Below are 18404 nucleotides of genomic sequence, written 5' to 3'. Positions count from 1 at the left end.
CTACCTTTTTCTTTTATGACGATACCCTTACGCCCCCGGCGGCTGGCGCTGCTGGCCCCCGCCCTGCTGAGCGGCCTGCTGGCCCAGGCCCAGCCGGAACCCATGAAGCTGGGCAAGCCCGACCCGCGCGACTTCCAGGCCGACGCCTTCAAGGGCGACAGCGCGGCAGCGGCCGTGGTGCTGTGCGACTACGGCGCGACGCGCTTCAAGCTCAACGGCACCCACTTCCAGTACGAAACCGACCGGGTGACGCGCGTCAAAATCCTGAAAAAGGCCGGCTACGAAACCGCCACCGTGTTCGTGCCCCTCTACCACCGCACCGGCTCGGAAGAGCGGCTCTCGGGCCTGCGCGGCACCACCTACAACATGGTGGGCGGGCAGCTGCAAAAAACCAAGCTCGACGCCGGCACGGCCTTCACCGAAGAGCGCACCCCCAACCAGCGGGTGCGCAAGTTCACGCTGCCCGACGTGCGCGAGGGGGCCGTGATTGAGTACGCCTACACCGTGACGTCGGACTTCCTGGTGAGCCTCCAGGACTGGACCTTCCAGGGGCCCTACCCGGTGCGCTGGAGCGAGTACCGGGCGGCCATTCCCGAGTACTTCGACTACAAGATGGTGATGCAGGGCTACGTGCCCCTGGAAGTGAACACCCACGAGGAAAGCAGCGGCCAGTACACGGCCCACACCGACGCCGGCTTCGACGAGCACGGCAACCGCGAATCGTCGGGCAGCGGCGTCATTACCGGGCGCGTGACGAACTACCGCTGGGCGATGAAGGACGTGCCCGTGCTGCGCGAAGAGCAGTTCATGACCACCACCGACGACTACGTGGCCCGCCTCGACTTCGAGCTGGCCGGGGAGCGGATGCCCGGCCAGGCCTACCAGCCGGTGCTCAGCACGTGGGAGAAAATCAATTCGGAGCTGCTCGCCGACGACGACTTTGGCCAGCAGCTGGGCCGGGGCAACTTCCTGAAGGAGCAGATGGTGGGCCTGGCCGCCAAATACCCCGACCCGGCCCAGCGGGCCGCCGCCGTGCGGCGCGTGGTGCTGGCCGCCGTGCGCTACAACGGCACCAACCGCTACAGCACCAGCGGCAGCCTGCGCAAGGCCTACGACGCGCACAGCGGCACCTCGGCCGACGTGAACCTGCTGCTCATCGGGGCCCTGCGCACCGCCGGCCTCAAGGCCCACCCCGTGCTGCTGAGCACCCGCACCCACGGCCGCGTGGACCAGGCGTTTCCGCTGCTCACCAAGTTCAACTACGTCATTGCCCTGGTGCCGCTGGCCGACGGCAAAGAGCTGCTCGTGGACGCCACCGACCCCGCCCTGCCCTGCGGCACGCTGCCCGAGCGCTGCCTGAGCCAAATCGGGCGCCTGGTGGTGCCCGAGGCCGGGGCCGGCCGCTGGGTTGATTTGCGCCCCACCCAGCGCCACGTCCACTTCCAGCAAGTGCAGCTGGCCCTCGACGCCCAGGGCGGCCTGGCCGGCAAAGTGCACGAGGAGTACGCCGGCTACGCCGGGGCCGACGCCCGCGAGGAGCTGGCCAAGCTCGGCGAGAAGAAGTACCTGGCCGAAATCGGCCGCCAGCACACCGCCTGGGCCGTGCCGACGGCCGCCGTGCTCAAGCGCGACGACGTAGAGCAGCCCCTGGCCCTGGACTACGCCTTCACCCAGGCCCCCGACGACAACGCCGCCGCCGGCACCCTGTACCTGGGGCCCCTGCGCGACTTCGCCCCGAGCCAAAACCCGTTCCGCCACGAAAACCGCCAGTACCCGGTGGACTTCGGGGCCCCGCAGGAAGAGATGCTGCTCGTGACCCTGACGCTGCCCGAGGGCTACGAGCTGGCCGAAACCCCCAAGGGAGCGGTCATTGACCTGCCCGACGACGGGGGCCGCTACCTCTACAACGTGGCCGCCGCGGGCCCCACCGTGCAGCTCACCAGCCGCCTCACCCTGCGCAAGCCCATGTACGGGGCCGAGGAGTACGCGCACCTGCGCGAGTTCTACCGCCTGATGCTGGAAAAACAGGCCGAGAAGCTGGTCATCAAAAAGAAAGCGTAGCCATGAAAGCCCTCTTGCCGCTGCTGCTGGCCCTGCCCCTGAGCAGCGCCCGCGCCCCCTTGGCCACGCGCGGGGCCCCCGAGCCGAAGTACCCCGTGGCGGCCATTCCGGCGGCGCTGCGCGAAGGGGCCCACGCCGTGCTGCGGGCCGACGACGAAGTGGTGACCGTGAAATCGGCCGGCCGCCTGGTGCAAACCGTGCACCGGGTGGTGACGGTGCTCGACGCGGGCGGCGACGCCTTCGGCCGCATCCGGGTGGACTACGACGCGCTGAACGCCATCGGCTACCTGCGCGGGGCCGTGTACGACGCCGACGGCCGCCTGCTGCACCAGCTGCGGGCCGCCGAAATCCACGACCAGGGCGTGGGCGACGCCGGCGGCAGCCTGATGACCGACGTGCGCGTGCGCTACGCCGACCTGCGCCAGCCCCAGGCCCCCTACACGGTGGAGTTCGACTACGAAGTGGTGTCGGACAACACGCTGTTTTACCCCAGCTGGCAGCCCCAGGACGAGGAAGGGCTGGCCGTGCAAAGCGCCACGCTGCGCGTGAGCACCCCCAGCGCCCTGCCCCTGCGCTACCAGGAGCGGCAGTGGCCCGCCGGGGCCCCCGCCCAGCACACCACCGCCGGCGGCCAGGAGCAGTACGCCTGGGCCCTGGCCGGCTGCCCGGCCCTCGACGAGGAGGACGACGCCCCGCCCCTGGCCGACACCGCGCCCGCCGTGGCCCTGGCCCCCGGGGCCTTCGAGGTGCAGGGCCACGCCGGCTCGGCCGCCACCTGGCAGGCCCTGGGCCAGTGGAACTACGAGCTGAACGCCGGCCGCGCCGTGCTGCCGCCCGCCCTGGTGGCCAAAGTGGCCGAGCTGATTAAAGACGCCCCCGACCCGCGGGTGCGCGTGGCCCGCCTCTACGGCCTGCTGCAAGGCAGCACCCGCTACATCTCGGTGCAGCTGGGCCTGGGCGGCTGGCAAACCTTTCCGGCCAGCGCGGTGGCCGCCAACGGCTACGGCGACTGCAAGGCCCTGAGCAACTACGCCATGGCCCTGCTGGCCACGGCGGGCGTGCCGGCCTACGTGGCCCTGGTGGGGGCCGGCAGCGGCCACGCCGACCTGCGGGCCGACTTTCCCAGCAGCCAGTTCAACCACGCCATTCTGTGCGTGCCGCTGGCCAAGGCCGGCCGGCCCGACACGCTGTGGCTCGAGTGCACCAGCCAGACCGAGGCCCTGGGCTACATGGGCGGCTTCACCGGCAACCGCCACGCGCTGCTGCTCACGCCCCAGGGCGGCAAGGTGGTGGCCACCCCGCGCTACCGCTGCGCCGACAACCGCCGCGAGCGGCGCATCGACCTGTACCTCGACGCCCAGGGGGCCGCCACGGCTACCGCCCGCACCCTACGCACCGGCCAGGAGCAGGACCTGTACGCCCAGCTGCTGCACGAGCTGAGCCCCGCCGACCAGAAGGCCTACGTGGCCGAGCGCCTGCGCCTGGCCACGTTCACCCTCAACAAGTTTGCCCTGGCGGCCACGGCCGGCCCGGGCCTGCCCGGGGTGGTCGAAACCCTGGCCCTGGCCCTGCCCGGCTACGCCCCGCCCAGCGGCAAGCGCGTGTTCCTCACCCCCAACCTGCTGAGCCGGCTGCCCGCCCTGCCCGCCCAGGTGGGCCCCCGCCAGGCCCCGCTGTGGCTGCCCCGCGCCAGCCTCCAGGCCGACACCGTGCGCCTGCACCTGCCCGCCGGCTTCCAGCCCGAAACCCTGCCCGCCCCCGTGCAGCTGGCCACGGCCTACGGCACCTACTCGGCCCGGTACCAAACTTTGCCCGACGGCACCGTGCAGTACGTGCGCCGCCTCGAGCTGCCCCGCCTGCGCCTGCCCGCCGCCGCCTACGCCGGCTACGTCGACTTCCGCCGCAAAATCAGCGCCGCCGACCGCGCCCAGGTGGTGCTGCTGAAAACCGACGCCTAGGGCATTTTTGCAACGCCAGCCCGGGGCCCCAAGCGGTGCCACGGGCTGCCCTGGGGCCCCAGGGCAGCATAAGTCAGCCCGAGCGCAGTCCGGAGCCATCCACTCGTGCGCCGCTCGCCGGCCGCCTTACCCGGCCCCTGGCGCGCGGAAGTGCTGCTGCATCAGGGCTTCGAGCTTGCCCAGCGTCAGGGGCTTGGTGATGACCTCGGCGACGGGGAACCCCGCGAGCCGGGCCAAGTCGCCGGGGTGGGTGGTGGTGGTGAGCACGACGACGACGGTGGGCGGCGACGGCGGCTGGGGGTAGTAGGCTTCGAGGAATTCGATGCCGCTCATCACGGGCATGTTCACGTCGAGCAGGATGAGGGCGGGGCACGCCGGGCCGAGCGGGGGGCACGCCCGGGCCAGCTGGGCCAGGGCCTCTTCCCCGTTGTGGGCCACCAAAATGTGCTCGGTCACGCCGAGGGCCCGCAGCAGGTGTTCGCTGACGAAGTTGGTGGTCGGGTCGTCGTCGACCAGGAGCACGCTGGAAAGTTTGTTCATAGCAAGCGGAAGGTATTCAGGACAGGGTAAGGGCAGCCGTGCGCCCGCGCGGCCGGCTCGTTAGTCGGCTCCATCGGGCAGCGCGACGGCAAAGGTGGTGCCCACGCCGGGCTCGCTGCGCACCGCAACGGTGCCGCCGGCGTTATCGACGATTTTTTTGACCATGTACAGGCCCAGGCCCGAGCCCTCGACGTGGGTGTGCAGGCGCTGGAACAGCCCAAAGAGCTTGGCTTGCTGGGGTTCGGTCAGGCCCAGGCCGTTGTCCTGCACCTCGACCACGGCCGCGGCGGCGGTGCGGTAGGCCCGCACCGCCACCACGGGCGGGCGGTCGGGGTGGCGGTACTTCACGGCGTTGCTGAGCAGGTTGTACACGATGCTGCGCAGGTTGCGGGGGGCAAACGAGAGGCTGGGGCAGGCGGCCACGTCCACGGCGAGGCGGGCCCCGGCGGCGGCCAGCACGGGGGCCAGGTCGAGGCGCACGTCCTCCACCAGGGCGGCCAGGTCCACGGCTTCGGCCGGCAGCGCCTGGGCCTGCTGGAGCTTGGTGACGTCGGTGAGCTGGGCGATGGTGAGCTGGAAGCGCTCGACGGCCGCCTGCATCAGGCCCAGCAGGCGCGGCGGCAGCGCGTCGGCCGGGCCGTCGGCGGGCAGCTGCTGGCGCAGGATGTTGAGCAGGGCCTCGATGTTGGCGATGGGCTGCTTGAGGTCGTGCGAGGCGGTGTAGATGAAGGCGTCCAGGTCGTGGTTGACGCGCGTGAGCTGCCGGTTGGTGACGGTCAGGGCCTGGGCCAGGGCCTGGGCCTGCTGCGCCTGCTCGGTGGCCCGCTGCCGGGCCAGCACCTGCTCGGTCACCTCGTGGGCAAACACGCGCACCCCGTCCACGGCCCCCTGCGCGTTGCGGCGGGCCTGGTAGGTGAAGTTCCAGTAGATGTCTTCCAGGGGGCCGCCTTCGTGACGGGCCATCTGGAGCAGCATTTCCTGGGCCACGAAGGGCTCGCCGGTGGCGTACACCCGGTGCAGCAGGCCGGGCACGGGCGTGGCGGCCAGCTCGGGCATGGCCTCCAGGAAGGGCCGGCCCAGCAGCACGCGCCCCGGAAACACGCGCTGGTAGGCCGGGTTCACCAGCTGGAACACCAGGTCGGGGCCGTCGCCCACCACGATGGGAACCGGGGCCTGCATGAACAGCTCCTCCAGCTCCTGCCGCTGGGTGTCGCGCGCGCGGCGGGCCAGCACCTGCTCCGTCACGTCGTAGGCGAAGAGGGTGACGCCCGCGGTCTGGCCGTCTTCCCGAAAGGCCTGGCAGGTGAGGTTGTAGTACGCTTCGCGGGGCGGCTCCCCGGGGGCCTGCACCGCCAGCGGCACTTCGGTCCCGGCGTAGAGTTCGCCCGTTTCGTACACGCGGTCGAGCAGGTCCACGAAGCGCGCGGCGGCCCCCGCGGGCAGCACGTCGGCCACGGAGCCCGGCAGGCGGCCGGGGAAAAGCCGCTCGTAGGCCGCGTTGTAGTACTCGTAGCGGTGGGCGGGGCCGCGCAGCAGCAGCACCGCGGCCGGGGTTTGGGCAAACACCTGGTAGAGCGTTTCGCGCTCCTGGCCGTGGCGCTGGGCGGCGGCCAGGGCCTCGGCCTGCAGGGCGTCGGCCCGCCGGCGGGCCAGCACCGCCCCGGTCACGTCCTGGGCAAAGATGGACACGCCGACGGTTTGGCCGTCCTCCTGGTACGCGTCGTAGGAAAAGGTGAAGTAAAGGGTGTAGGGCGGCTGGCCATCGGGCGGCGTCACGGTCAGCGGTGCCTCGGCCCCGGCGTGCGGCTCGCCGGACTGGTACACGTGGTCGAGCCGGGCCAGAATGCCTTGCGCTACGCCCCGCGGGTGCACGTCGGCCACGGGGCGGCCCAGCAGGGCCCGGCCGGGAAACACCTGCTGGTAGGCGGGGTTGACGTACTCGTAGCGGTGGTCGGGCCCGCGCAGGAGGCAAATGGCGGCCTTGGTCTGGTCCAGGAAGCGTTCGAAGCGGGCGGCGTTGGGGCGGAGCGCGGCCTCGGCGCTGCGCCCGGGGTCGGCGGCCCCGACCCCGGCCCCGGCCCCGGCCCCGGCCCCGGCAAAGCTCACGGCCAGCAGGTCGCCGTGGCGCTGGGCAGTTGCCTGGAAAGCCGGTTCGGCCCCGTTGCCCGGGCCGCTGCCCCCGAAGCGGCCGGCCGCGCCCGTCGCCCACACGCCGCGGCAGAAAGCGAAGGCCCCGGGGGCGCGGGCGGCGGGAAAGTGGTCGAGGAACGTGGCCGCCGGCCGCGCCGGCAGCCCCAACCGCCGCTGGCCGGCGGGGTTGAGGTAGTCGAAGGCGAAGTCGACCACCTCGGCCCCGCCGGGGCCGTAGCACGGGCGCAGCAGCGCGAGGGCGGCCAGCGACACGTCCAGCAGGGCCCCGAGCGGGCCGGCGGCGGAAAACCCGGGAAATCCATCGGGGGCGGCGGGCGGGCCGGGCGGCGGCAGGGAAACGGCGGACATGGAGCAGGGTATGGAAGGGCGGAAACAAAGGAAGGGAAAACTGCCGTAGCCGGGCCTGGTCCCGGCCCCGGCTTGGGCGGCCAGCGCCGGGCGGGCGGCTGGCCCGGCCCCGCAATTGGAGCGCCGGCCGGCGGGCCGCTGCCGCCGTCTGGCACGTCCACCCGGTGGCCGGGTAACCGCTTCCCGGTCGCACGCGCCCAACTTGCCCCACCGGCGTAACTTAGCCTCCATACCAACCCCTCCTGCCGTTCGTTAGCGGCTTTCTATGGCTCTATTTTTACTTAAAGTGCGGGCAGGCGGCGCGGCCCCGGGCAGGCCCGTGCTGCTGGCCGCGCTGCTGCTGCTGGGCGCGGCCCCGGCCCGGGCCCAGCAGGCTTGGTTTGCCGACCAGCCAGCGGCGCAACCGGCGGCCAGCCGGCCTACTGCCCCGCCGCGGGCCGGCCGGGCCCTGCGCATCGACCTGCCGGCCGTGCGAGCGGCCCTGCGGCCGGCCGGCGCGGTGCTGGCCCTGCCCCTGCCCGAGGGCGGCACCCAGCGCTACCGCGTGCGGGCAGTGCCGGTGCTGGCCCCGGCGCTGGCGGCGCGCTTCCCCCAAATCCAAACCTACGAAGCCCAGGGCCTCGACGACCCCACCGCCACCGCCCGCCTCGACGTGGGGCCCGCCGGCTTCCACGCCCAGGTGCTGAGCGCCGGGCGGGCGTTCTACATCGACCCGACCGGCGACAGCGCCCACGCCGTGGCCTTCGACCGCAGCGACGCCGCCCCGGCCACCGGGTGGACGTGCCGGACGGCCGGGGCCGCGGGGCCCCGGGCCCCGCGGGCCACCGCGGCCGGCCAGCCCAACGGGGCCCAGCTGCGCACGTTCCGGCTGGCGGTGGCCTGCACGCCGGAATATTCCCTCACCCAGGGCAATACGGTGGCCAGCGTGCTGGCCGCCGTGGCCTCCACCGTCAACCGCGTCGATGGCGTGTACGAGCGGGAGCTGGCCATTCGGCTGGTGCTGGTGGCCGGCGAGGACCAGGTAATTTTCCTGAGCGGTACGGGCCCCGTGGCCGTTCCCGCGTACTCGAACAGCAACGGCACGGCCATGCTGGTGCAAAACCAAACCAACCTCGACCGCCTCATCGGCACGAACAATTACGACATCGGGCACGTGTTCAGCACGGCGGGCAGCGGCATTGCCTACGTGGGCGCGGCCTGCGACCCCACCGACAAGGCGGGCGGCGTGAGCGGCCAGGCCAACCCCACCGGCGACGGCTTCGACATCGACTACGTGGCCCACGAAATCGGGCACCAGCTCGGGGCCACCCACACCTTCAACGGCACGGGCGGCGACTGCGGCGGGGCCAACCGCTCGGTGCGCTCGGCCTACGAGCCGGGCAGCGGCGTCACCGTCATGGCCTACGCCGGCATCTGCGCCCCCGAGAACATCGCGCTCAACAGCCTGCCCTACTTCCACTCGCGCAGCTACGACGAAATCCTGGCTTTCCTGGGCACTAAAGGCACCTGCGCCGCCGCCACGGGCACCGGCAACCGCCCGCCGGTGCCCGTGGCGGGGCCCGGCTACCGCATTCCGCGCAGCACGCCCTTCGTGCTTACCGGCCGGGCCACCGACCCCGACGGCGACGCCCTGACTTACGCCTGGGAGGAGTTCGACCGGGATTCCATCCCATCGCCCATCGCCAGCCCCACCGGTGACGCGCCCCTGTTCCGGCCCTTCGCGCCCAGCCGCTCGCCCACCCGCACGTTTCCGCAACTGAGCGACGTGGTGAACAACGTGCAAACCATCGGCGAGCTGCTGCCCACCTACGCCCGGCGGCTGCACTTCCGCTTCGTAGCCCGCGACAACCGCGCCGGCGGCGGGGGCGTCGATTACGACTCGGCCTCCGTGGCCGTAGTGGGCACCGCGGGGCCCTTCGTGGTGCGGCAGCCCAACGCCGCCGGCGTGCAGTGGCAGCCCGGCACGGCGGCCGTGGTTACCTGGGACGTGGCCGGCACCGCCGGGCCCCCCGTCAACGCCGCGCTGGTGGACATCCTGCTGAGTACCGACGGCGGCTACACCTACCCCACCGTGCTGCTGGCCGGGGCCCCCAACACCGGCGCGGCCACCGTACCGGTGCCCGCCAGCGCCCCGCTCACCACCCAGGCGCGGGTGATGGTGCGGGCCGTGGGCAACGTTTTCTTTGATATTTCCGACCAGAACTTCACCATTACCAACGTGCTGGCCACCCAGCCCACGGCGGCCACGGCCGGCGCGTCGGTGTTTCCCAACCCCAGCACCGGCGCGGCCACCCTGGCCCTGGCCAACGCCCAGCGGGGCCCCGTGGCCCTGCAACTGCTCGACGCGCTGGGCCGCCCCGTGTGGGCCGCCCAGGCCACCAAAAACGCCGACGCCTGGCAGTACCCGCTGGACCTGGGGGCCCTGGCGGCGGGCGTGTACTACCTGCGCGTGGCCCTGCCCACGGGGCCCCTGGTGCTGAAGGTGGTGCGGCAGTAGCTAGTGATTTAACCTTTGGTCTTGAAGTAATTCTATTTTATTTAGTAGGACATCTTTGGGAGCTGACACTGGCCAGGCATTCGAGGCCAACAATAATTTCTATTGTTCATTCAGCAGAACTGCTGAATTTTTGTCTAATGTTTTGAATTAGCTCACGGGTTTGCATTATGCCTTTTTTCTATAAAATCTTGCCTGCTGCCGTTAGCTACGCGGCGCAGGGCTTCGGCCGCCTGCGCTTACTGCAAATGATTCGTTGCGGACCGTACGCGGTGGGCAATCGTGCTGTTGGCCTCGGGTTATTAGTAGGGGTCCTTTTGGGCCTGTCTGCCTGCAAGGCAAACCAAGCGGGTACCGCAGCACCTGGGACTCGGCCCGTAACAGATCAAATGCCGCCGTTCGACCCGACGGAGGCCAAACAAAAATTGGCCATTGCACCAACCAAAGTGATGATTTTTGGCCTCGGCCACCTCGACACTGCGCCGGCTACGTTTCAAGTCAGTTGGCTGGAACCTGTTTTGTGCCGCCTGCGGGCCTACAAGCCGGACATTATCCTAACGGAGGCCATGCCCGGCGAGCAAGTCATGGGCTTAGAGGCGTATGCGGCTTACCATGGCGATGCGGGCAAGTACGCTGGCCCAACCTTGCAAATGGCGAAAGCGGCCCAAGCTGACCTGCACCTAACAGCTGCTCAAGCACTTGTGCAGGCCAATGAATTATGCAAAAAAGGCGACTTGACCGTAGCGGAACGGCGGCGTCTGGCGGGCTTATTTGTCGCGGCGGCCGAACCATTGTCCGCCGCAGTCCAATGGCTGCGTTTGCCGGCGGCGGAGCGCATCGGGGCCGATGGCATTTCCCCTGCCCTCGCCAAACAGGTCACACTTTGGGCCGGTCTGCGCAACGAAATGTCCTCGGTGGCTGCTCGCCTGGCGGCGGACCTCGGGTTGGAGCGGGTGTACGGGGCCGGGGACCACCTGAGCGACGTCGCCCAACCGGACTTTGCGGCTTTCAAGGCCGCCGTCGCCGCCGAGCCCGGCCAATTAGACCTGTTCAACCACAATACGCCCGCATTCCGGGCAGTGCCGGAGGATGCCATGAAGCTGGCTACCGCCGCGGAAGTCATGCCCGTCCTAAAATGGAAAAACTCCCCGCGCTTCGCCGCGCTGGACGCCGATGCCCAGTGGCTGTCGATGAGCCGCAGCGAGAAGATGGGCCGCATGGGCCGGCAGCGGCTAGCTGCTTGGGAAGCCCAAAACCTGCGCATGGCGGTGGCCATCCGCGAAGCGACGGCGCCGATTGCGGGCGGCCGTGCCCTCCTAATCGTGGGCGCATCGCACAAGCCGTTTCTAGAGGCTTACCTGCGCACCTTCACCGACGTAGAGCTGGTTTCTGTTCCGGCCCTATTGGAGTCAAAACCTACTGGCTGCACCGAATAATGGAACCAAGTAATTTTACAACATTCACACTAATAAGTAGTTAATTTTTAAAGAACTCTAAAACTTGTACCGCAGCTGCGCCTTCACCTCGCCACGCACGGGGCCCTGAATGGTTTCCAGGCCGGTGCCCACGGTGGCCTGGTGGCGGTAGCGGGTTTCGGCGTAGCGCAGCCACAGCGTGAGGGGTTTGCCCAGGCGGATTTCGGCCAGCGCGTAGGCCCGCGTGCCCTGCCCGTAGAGGGCCGGCACCGATACGGCCAGCCACACATCGGACTCGTACACGTACTGGCGCGCGTCGTAGTCGTCGGCGTCGAACACGGCGTAGCGGGCCGTCAGCTTCAGGGCCCGGCCGAAGCGGTAGGCCACGTCCTGGGCCAGCACGTAGCCGGCCTGCCAGGGCAAGCCGTCGTCGAGGCGCACGCGGGCGGCTTGCAGGCGGGTGCGCACTTCCAGGGCCGGACTTATGGCCGCGTCGTAGTAAATGAGCAGGCTCTGCTGCACGTAGTTGCCGGGCAGCGGCACGGGGCGGTCGGGGCTGGTGGGCAGGTTGCGGGGCTTGAGGCGCTGGCGCAGCTGGGCCGAGAGAATGGTGGTTTTGCTGGGCGTGTAGGCCAGGCGCAGCAGCGCGTCGTGGCCGGCGGTGGGGGCCCCCACCCGGTAGCGCAGCCAGGGGAAGCTGAACTGATCGTAGTAGGTGCTGATTTCCCAGCGCGGCGCGGGCCGCACCTTCAACCCGAAATACACGCCGCTCTCGTTGATGTTGCGGTAGTTTTCGCCGAACGCATTGCCGTAGAGCGAGTGGAAATCGGCCGGGTAGTGGCGCACCAGCACGGCCGCGTCCACGGCCGGCCCGAGGCTGGCAAGCAGGCCGTTCAGGGTGCCCAGGGCCCCGCCGGTGGTGCGGGCCGTTTCGCCGAACAGCAGCAAATTGCGCCACACGTAGCTGTAGTGCAGGCCCAGGGCCAGGTTGTTCTTGCCGCTGAACTCGAACAGGTTGTACGGCTCGGGGCGCTTGAGCAGGGCCGTGCCGTAGTGCGTGCCCACGGCGGTGAGGCCCACGGCCAGGTCGCCGTTGGCGCTGGCGTAGCCGAGGTGGCCGCCGCCCACGGTTTCGGCCAGCTGGTGGCGGCCGGCCAGCTCGGTGGCCGTGCGGTGCAGGCCGGTGTAAAGCAAGCCGGAGCTGAACTCGTCGTAGGCGGCCAGCGAGTCCTGGGTTTGGCGCAGGTTGGCGTCCACGTTGCGGTGCGAGGCGAAGGCCGTGGCCTCCCAGCGCGGGGCCAGCCGGTAGGTAGCGGCCGCGCCCCGGAAAAACGAATTCTCCAGCAGCCCCGCGTAGGGCCGCACGCCCACCGACGAGCGCCGCACGGTGGTAATCACCTCCGCGCCCTTGCCCACCGCGAAGCCCGACGAGAGCAGCAGCCCCTGCCCGAATTGCAGCTGGTAATCGCCCAGGGCCAGGGTTTTCCAGCGCCCCCGGTCTTGCAGCAGCAGGTGGGCCGAGAGGTAGTCGAAGCCCACCCGGCCCTGGCCGGGCTGCCAGGCCCAGGGCTCGCCGGCGTCTTTTTCGAGCGAAAACCCGACGCTGAAATCCTGGCTGTGGCTGGCCCGGTAGCGCAGGGCCAGCTTGTCGGGCCCCCCGAGGTAGCGCAGCGTGGGCCGCCCCTGGTAAAGCGAGGCGGGCGTGTAGCCCTGGCGGGTTTGCAGCACCCGCTCGTAGCGCAGCAGGGCGTAGTTGTTGTCCTCGCGCAGGATGCGCTGCCACAGGGGGCCCCGGGCGGCGCGGGCATCGGCCCCCGCCACGGCCACAAACGGCAAAATGCGGCCGATGGTGCGCAGGTCAAATCCCTCGATGCTTTGCAGCTCGTACACGCTCAGCAGCGGCCCGTTGGCCGCGCGGTGGCGCAGCAGGCTGGTAATCTGGGTTTCGGAAAGCAGCAGCAGGGCCCGCAGGTCTTCGCGGGTGGCGGCGTTGAGGTTGAGCGGGGCCTGGTAGTAGTTGAGCAGCGTCTCGTAAATATCCTCCACCGGCACCTCGTCGCTCTGGATTTCGGCGAATAGCTCCTGCGTCAGCCGGTCGAGGTCGGGCGGGCGGCGCGGGTAGTCCTGGGCTTTTGCTGAATTAAAAATTAAAAATGATAAATTAAAAATAAGGGCGAAAAGACCGGCTATACTCCCCTTTGAGCACAAAGTACCCGAACGCACATTGCGTTGCGGGTCAGCAAGCCAGGGTAAAACACGCCCCATTTTTAATTCTTAATTTATAATTTTTAATTCTCCTTACTTCCCCGCCCCCACGTTTTCGTCACGCTCAGGTGCTGGCTGAAGCCGAGCACCGCCTGAAACGCCGCCGCGTAGTCCAGCCCAAAATCGCGCAGGTGCACGCCCAGGCCGGCGCTGATTTCCTCGCTCAACGAGGCCACGCCCACCCGGGCGGCCAGCGCCGCCACCGGCCGGTACTCGGCCCCGGCCTTGAAATTGGCGGGGCGCTCCACGTCCTTCTCGGTTTCGAGGGCCAGCAGCACCTGAGCCGTGGGCCGGTAGGCCAGGCCGGCCCGCAGCACGGTGGGCACCCGCTCGTCCTGGTAGCTGGCCAGGCGGGCCTGGCCCAGGTTGTAGCCGTACACGCCCAGCGTCAATTTATTGGGCAGCACCTCGATTTGCCCGCCCAGCGAGGCCAGGGCCACGCGCCGGCTGCCCAGCCCTTCGATGCTGACTTGCAGCATTTCCAAGCGCCCGCCCACGCTGATTTGGCCCAGCCGGTAGCCGTAGCCCGCCCCCACGCGCGTCTCGTTGTAGAGCGCCCCGCCGAAGCGCTGCGCCTCCAGCGCCACCACGCCCCGGCGGGCCCAGGCGCGGGGCGCGGCCGGGGCCCCCGTGGGCACGACCCCGGGCTCTTCGGCGGCCGCGGCGTCGGGGGCCGCTCCGCCCAGCGGCAGCGCCACCACGGCCGCGCCCACGTTGAGGGCCGCGCTGAAGTAGCGGTTTTGGGCATAAAAGCCCACCGTGGGCCGGGCCAGGCTGCCCAGGCCGGCGGGGTTGTTGGCCACGGCCCAGGCGTCGCCGTCGAGGGCCACCGAGGCGTTGCCGAGGGCGGCGGCGCGGGCCCCGCGCACGCCGGGGCCGTTGCCCTGGGCCTGCGCACGGGGCGCCAGCAGCCCACTCAGCCCGCCAATCAAACCCCCTAAAAGTATAAACCGATGTAGCCGTTGGGCCATATAATGGGCATAAAGTCAGACAGAGTGCAAGGTAAGGCCCCGCGCAAGCAAAAGTGAGCAGCTCGTGAGAAGCGCACCCGCGGGCGCGGGGCATCCGGGGCCCATTTGGGGCTTACTGCCGAACTTTGCGGCCCCATGCCCCGCTCCTTCGCCCCCGCGCCGCGCCGCGAAACCGTCGTTCACCAGGGCCAGCCGCTCGACTACACGCTCGTGTTCCGGGCGCGGCGCACCATTGGCTTTGCGGTGCGGCCCGACGGCACGGTGCACGTGTCGGCCCCGGCGGGCGTGCCGGCCGCCTGGGTGGCCCAGCAGGTGCTGAAGCGGGCCGACTGGATTCGGCAGCACCTGGCCGAGTTTGCCGCCCGCCCGGCCCCCGCGCCCAGCCGCCGCTACGAGGCCGGGGCCCCGCACCACTACCTGGGCCGCCCCTTGGCCCTGCGCCTGGCCGAGGGCCCCCGGCCCGCCGTGGCGGCCACCGCCGACGAGCTGCTGGTGGCCTACCCCGCGCCCCACACCCCCGCCCGCACCGAGGCCGTGCTCCTGGCCTGGTACGCCCGGCAGGCCCCGGCGCTGTTTGCCGCGGCCCTGGCCCGGGTGTGGCCGGTGTTCGACGGGCTGGGCCTGCGCCGCCCCACGCTGTACGTGCGCCCCATGCGCACCCGCTGGGGCAGCTGCACGCCCACCACCGCCCGCATCCGCCTCAGCCCCGACCTGGTGCGGGCCGCCCCCGGCTGCCTCGACTACGTGCTGCTGCACGAGTGCTGCCACCTGCAAGTACCCGACCACTCGGCGGCGTTCTACGCCCTGCAAACGCGCCTGCTGCCCGACTGGGAGCACTGGAAACAGGAATTGAACGCGCTGCCGAAGTAGCGACTAGAAAGCTATTTGGGTTAATAAAACGGTCATGCTCATCTGGCGTCCGCGTAGTCGAAGCATCTCTCCCGCACAGTAAACCATGATTTGGTAAGCGGGAGAGATGCTTCACCGCGTTCAGCATGACCGCCAAAATAGATATTTTAATTAGCTCAAATAACTTCTAAGGCTTTTTCAAAAAGTCCCGCACCTGCTTGCCAGTGGGATGCTGCCAGGCTGTTTGGGCGTTTATGGAATGCGCAACGATGACGACGGCAGCCGTGTTGGCCGAGTTGAACAGGCAATCGGCAGTAAAAACCAGTTGCCCACCCCGCAGCACCAGCACGCCGCTGTCCAGGAGCTTTTGCCGAACCGCAGTTCCCCCAACTGATAAACTGGCTGTTGCAGCCGCGGCGGCCACCGAGCCTTTTGTCACAAGCATTCCTCCATCGGGCTGCAAGTAAGCAGTGGCGTTCACCAAGCCCTGCTTCAATACGAATTGCTCGCCCGGGTTCAGTTTCTGGTTGGGCGGCGCAGGTGCATCGGTTGCGGAGGGCGCTTCTGCTGCGGCCGGTTTCTTAGGTGCTGCTTTCTTGGCGGGGGCCCCGGCGGCCACGCCGGGCTGCGATTTAGGGGCCCCTGCGATTGGCAGCGTTGCTCCCATCAAAAACGCCTGGGCCTCGGCTGGCGTGATGGTGAGCACCTTGGCGGCCAGCAGCTGCACCATGGCCTCGGGCAGCGACGGAAACGGGGGCTGCGACACCAGCTTCTGGGCGTCGGGCAGCACGTCCTGCATGGCCCGTTCCTTCTTGCCCAGCATCAGGTAAGCCTCCGCTTTGCGGCGGGCCAAGTGGTTGGTGATGTTGTCGCGCCGCAGGAACGTATCCAGATAACCTTCGATTTCTTCCAGGGCGTCTTGCTGCAAGTCGAACTTACAGAACAGCTTATCCTTGAATTCGCCGCTGGTGAAGGAGAAATAAAACCGCCAGTGCCGGCCGTCGGTGATGATGGTGAACAGGGCCGTGTGGTCGCGGTTGTAGTCGCGCAGCTGCCGTTCCACCGTCGCCAAATCGGCCGCGAACGCGCCCACGCCCTTGCACTCGATGAAGATGGCGGTGTCCTCGAAGTCGCGGGTAAACAAGGCCACGTCCACCCGCGTGTGGTCCTCCTTTTTGGTTGCCTTGAATTCAGTGTACACTTCCGTGGGGTTCCACACGTCCCAGCCCAGCGCCTGCACCACCCGCGCCACCAGTGACAGGCGCACGTGCTCTTCGTTTTTGTATTCTTTGCGGCGCAGGCGCTGCTGAATATCGAGTAGAATCTCGTGCATGAAGCTGGGCGGGGTTTGAGCCAATTGCCAAAGGAAGCACCAAAACCCGCAAGCCCGGGGGCCCCTACCCGCCGTACCTTTAGACAATGGTTCGCTCGCTGGCCCGCTCGTTTTTTCTGGCCCTCATCTGGCTCTACCGCCACCTTATTTCGCCGCTCACGCCGCCCAGCTGCCGCTACACGCCCACCTGCTCGGCCTACGCGGCGGAGGCCATTGCCAAGTACGGGCCCTGGCGGGGCGGCCGGCTGGCGCTGGCCCGCATCGCCCGCTGCCACCCCTGGGGCGGCCACGGCCCCGACCCCGTACCATAAGGCCGCCGCAGCCCGTATAAGCAGGCCTTACCGTTTCGGCTTATGCACCTCCCTTCCTTATTGCCCGCCAGCCTGGCGTTTTTACTGACGGCCACGGCTTGCTCGCAGGCCCAAAACGAGCACGCGGGGGCCCCGTCGCAAACCGCTCCCGGCCCGGGGAAAAAAGGCAAGGGCGGCGACCACCACAAGGACAAGGCCGCCGCGGCCCTCATCCCGGGCCTGCGCCAGGTGGGCTCGCTCAAGGGCGTGGTGCCCGAAAGCTCGGGCCTGTGCCCGGCCGAGCAGCCCGGCACGTACTTCAGCTTCGGCGACGAGGGCAACGCGGCCACGCTGTACCGCCTCGGCGCCACGGGCCAGCTGCTGGGCACCCTGCCCCTGGGCACCGCCAACACCGACTGGGAAAGCCTGAGCCGCGACGACCAGGGCAACTACTTCGTGGGCGACTGCGGCAACAACGCCAACGACCGCCAGAACCTCGTCGTCCACCGCTTCCGCCCCGACCAGCCCCGGCAGGTGCAGGACATCAAGTTTAAATACCCCGACCAGACGGAGTTTCCGCCCGAGAAGAAGAAGGACCACAACTTCGACTGCGAGGCCAGCCTTTGGCACGACGGCAAGGTGTGGCTTTTCAGCAAGGACCGGGGCCGCGACGCCACCAGCAAGGTGTACACCGTGCCCGACCAGCCCGGTACCTACACCGCCCAGCTGGTGGCCCGCCTCGCCATACCCGGCCAGGTCACCGACGCGGCCCTGCGCCCCGACGGCCACCGCCTCGTGCTGCTGGGCCGCGGCGAGCTGTTCGTGCTCGACGGCAATTCGTGGGACGAAATCCTCAAAGCCCCGCCCCGCCAGGTGAGCCTGGAAGGGGCCGGCCAAACCGAAGGCACGGTGTTTAAGGATGCCACCACTTTGCTCATCAGCACCGAGCAGGGTAGTTTTTATGAGTTCAAGCTGCCGTTTTAGCGAATCCCTTTCCAGCAAAAAGGCCGTCATACTGGGTATGACGGCCTTTTTATTTTGCGTGCTAAGTAGTCACGCAAAAGTAACCGTATAATTTTTTCCGATTCGGATTAGGACGTGTTCGATGCGTTGAAGCAAGGTGTGGTCGGATTGGTAGTCCTCCGGCCGCACCCAATAGTGCTTGCAGCGGTGCCAGAGCAGCTCGATATGGTTGAGTTCCGGGCTGTAGGGCGGCAAGAACAGCAGGCTCAGGCCCTTCGCCGCCCATGCGGCGTGGCAGGCGCGGACCACGTGGGCCCGGTGAATCGAGGCGTTATCCAGCACCAGGACGGTGGGGCGGTCCAGGGACTGGGCGAAGTCCGTGACGGCCAGCACGAACAGGTCGGCGGTGAGGGCTCCGGCCCGCACGTAGGCCTGCAGGGGCTGGCCGGGGGCGTGGGCCTGCCAGAAGCCCAGCACGGAATGTCCGCCGCGGCCGCGTACGGCGGGCAGCGCTACCGGGGGCTGGCCGCGGCGCTGCCAGGCGTAGGGCACGGGGGCCTGGCGCGAGAAGCGGCACTCGTCGACGTAGACCACGGCCACTTCGCCGCAGGCCTCGGCCCGGTGCAGGTCGCGCAACCGGGCTTGGCAGGCGGCAAAAGCGGCCGGATCGCGCTGGGCCCGCACGGAGCGCCGGCAGCGCTTCCAGGCGTAGCCGGCGGCGCGCGCCAGCCGGCGCAACGTGCTCAGGTGCAGCTTGATGCCAAAG

At 69.1% G+C, this 18404-nt stretch carries 13 protein-coding genes; 7 read left to right on the top strand and 6 right to left on the bottom strand.

Annotation, left to right across the window (positions count from 1 at the left end; translation table 11 throughout):
• Window positions 1-15: 15 nt before the first annotated feature.
• Both HNP98_RS00065 and HNP98_RS00060 read left to right on the top strand, forming a co-directional pair.
• On the top strand, window positions 16-2061 hold the full coding sequence (locus tag HNP98_RS00065; protein WP_173807978.1) for a DUF3857 domain-containing protein: 2046 nt from the start codon (window positions 16-18) through the stop codon (window positions 2059-2061).
• 2 nt (window positions 2062-2063) lie between these two features.
• The gene (locus HNP98_RS00060) at window positions 2064-4019 is read left to right on the top strand and encodes a DUF3857 domain-containing protein (RefSeq protein WP_173807976.1); all 1956 of its coding nucleotides are present in this window, start codon (window positions 2064-2066) and stop codon (window positions 4017-4019) included.
• Window positions 4020-4145: 126 nt separating this feature from the next.
• On the opposite strand, the gene HNP98_RS00055 is transcribed toward HNP98_RS00060, so the two are convergent.
• Together HNP98_RS00055 and HNP98_RS00050 are read right to left on the bottom strand one after the other, a co-directional pair.
• On the bottom strand, window positions 4146-4559 hold the full coding sequence (locus HNP98_RS00055) for a response regulator (protein WP_173807974.1): 414 nt from the start codon (window positions 4557-4559) through the stop codon (window positions 4146-4148).
• A gap of 60 nt (window positions 4560-4619) precedes the next feature.
• Entirely contained in the window at window positions 4620-7058 is a 2439-nt protein-coding gene (locus HNP98_RS00050; RefSeq protein WP_173807972.1) for a PAS domain-containing sensor histidine kinase, read from the bottom strand.
• Between the two features lie 265 nt (window positions 7059-7323).
• Between HNP98_RS00050 and HNP98_RS00045 the strand changes: the two genes are divergently transcribed.
• Together HNP98_RS00045 and HNP98_RS00040 are read left to right on the top strand one after the other, a co-directional pair.
• Window positions 7324-9555 (top strand): reprolysin-like metallopeptidase, encoded by a 2232-nt coding sequence (locus HNP98_RS00045; RefSeq protein ID WP_173807970.1) that lies wholly within the window; start codon window positions 7324-7326, stop codon window positions 9553-9555.
• A 386-nt stretch (window positions 9556-9941) separates the two neighbouring features.
• Window positions 9942-10988 carry a DUF5694 domain-containing protein gene (locus HNP98_RS00040; RefSeq protein ID WP_173807968.1) on the top strand — a complete coding sequence of 349 codons (1047 nt, stop codon included), beginning with the start codon at window positions 9942-9944 and terminating at the stop codon, window positions 10986-10988.
• Window positions 10989-11045: 57 nt separating this feature from the next.
• Here HNP98_RS00040 and HNP98_RS00035 read toward each other — a convergent pair whose 3' ends face one another.
• Both HNP98_RS00035 and HNP98_RS00030 read right to left on the bottom strand, forming a co-directional pair.
• Window positions 11046-13190, bottom strand: coding sequence for a ComEA family DNA-binding protein (locus tag HNP98_RS00035; RefSeq protein WP_317170999.1), 2145 nt, complete (start codon window positions 13188-13190; stop codon window positions 11046-11048).
• A gap of 65 nt (window positions 13191-13255) precedes the next feature.
• A complete protein-coding gene (locus HNP98_RS00030; RefSeq protein WP_173807964.1) occupies window positions 13256-14164 on the bottom strand; it encodes a PorV/PorQ family protein in 909 nt (302 codons plus the stop codon).
• Window positions 14165-14338: 174 nt separating this feature from the next.
• On the opposite strand from HNP98_RS00030, the gene HNP98_RS00025 reads away from it, so the two are divergent.
• Window positions 14339-15073 carry a M48 family metallopeptidase gene (locus tag HNP98_RS00025; protein WP_173807962.1) on the top strand — a complete coding sequence of 245 codons (735 nt, stop codon included), beginning with the start codon at window positions 14339-14341 and terminating at the stop codon, window positions 15071-15073.
• A gap of 166 nt (window positions 15074-15239) precedes the next feature.
• On the opposite strand, the gene HNP98_RS00020 is transcribed toward HNP98_RS00025, so the two are convergent.
• Window positions 15240-16409, bottom strand: a complete 1170-nt coding sequence (locus HNP98_RS00020) for a DUF4357 domain-containing protein (RefSeq protein WP_173807960.1) — start codon at window positions 16407-16409, stop codon at window positions 15240-15242.
• A gap of 62 nt (window positions 16410-16471) precedes the next feature.
• Between HNP98_RS00020 and yidD the strand changes: the two genes are divergently transcribed.
• Window positions 16472-16696, top strand: coding sequence for a membrane protein insertion efficiency factor YidD (gene yidD, locus HNP98_RS00015; protein WP_173807959.1), 225 nt, complete (start codon window positions 16472-16474; stop codon window positions 16694-16696).
• Between the two features lie 42 nt (window positions 16697-16738).
• Window positions 16739-17659, top strand: a complete 921-nt coding sequence (locus tag HNP98_RS00010) for a hypothetical protein (RefSeq protein WP_173807957.1) — start codon at window positions 16739-16741, stop codon at window positions 17657-17659.
• A gap of 69 nt (window positions 17660-17728) precedes the next feature.
• Here the strand turns inward: HNP98_RS00010 and HNP98_RS00005 are convergent.
• Window positions 17729-18404 (bottom strand): IS630 family transposase (locus tag HNP98_RS00005; RefSeq protein WP_173807955.1); only part of this gene is annotated, 676 nt, incomplete at its 5' end.

This window comes from Hymenobacter caeli (assembly GCF_013294115.1).
Classification (GTDB): Bacteria; Bacteroidota; Bacteroidia; order Cytophagales; family Hymenobacteraceae; genus Hymenobacter; species Hymenobacter caeli.
The sequence above is the reverse complement of the archived record's forward strand: the minus strand, read 5'-3'. Positions and strand labels throughout refer to the sequence as shown.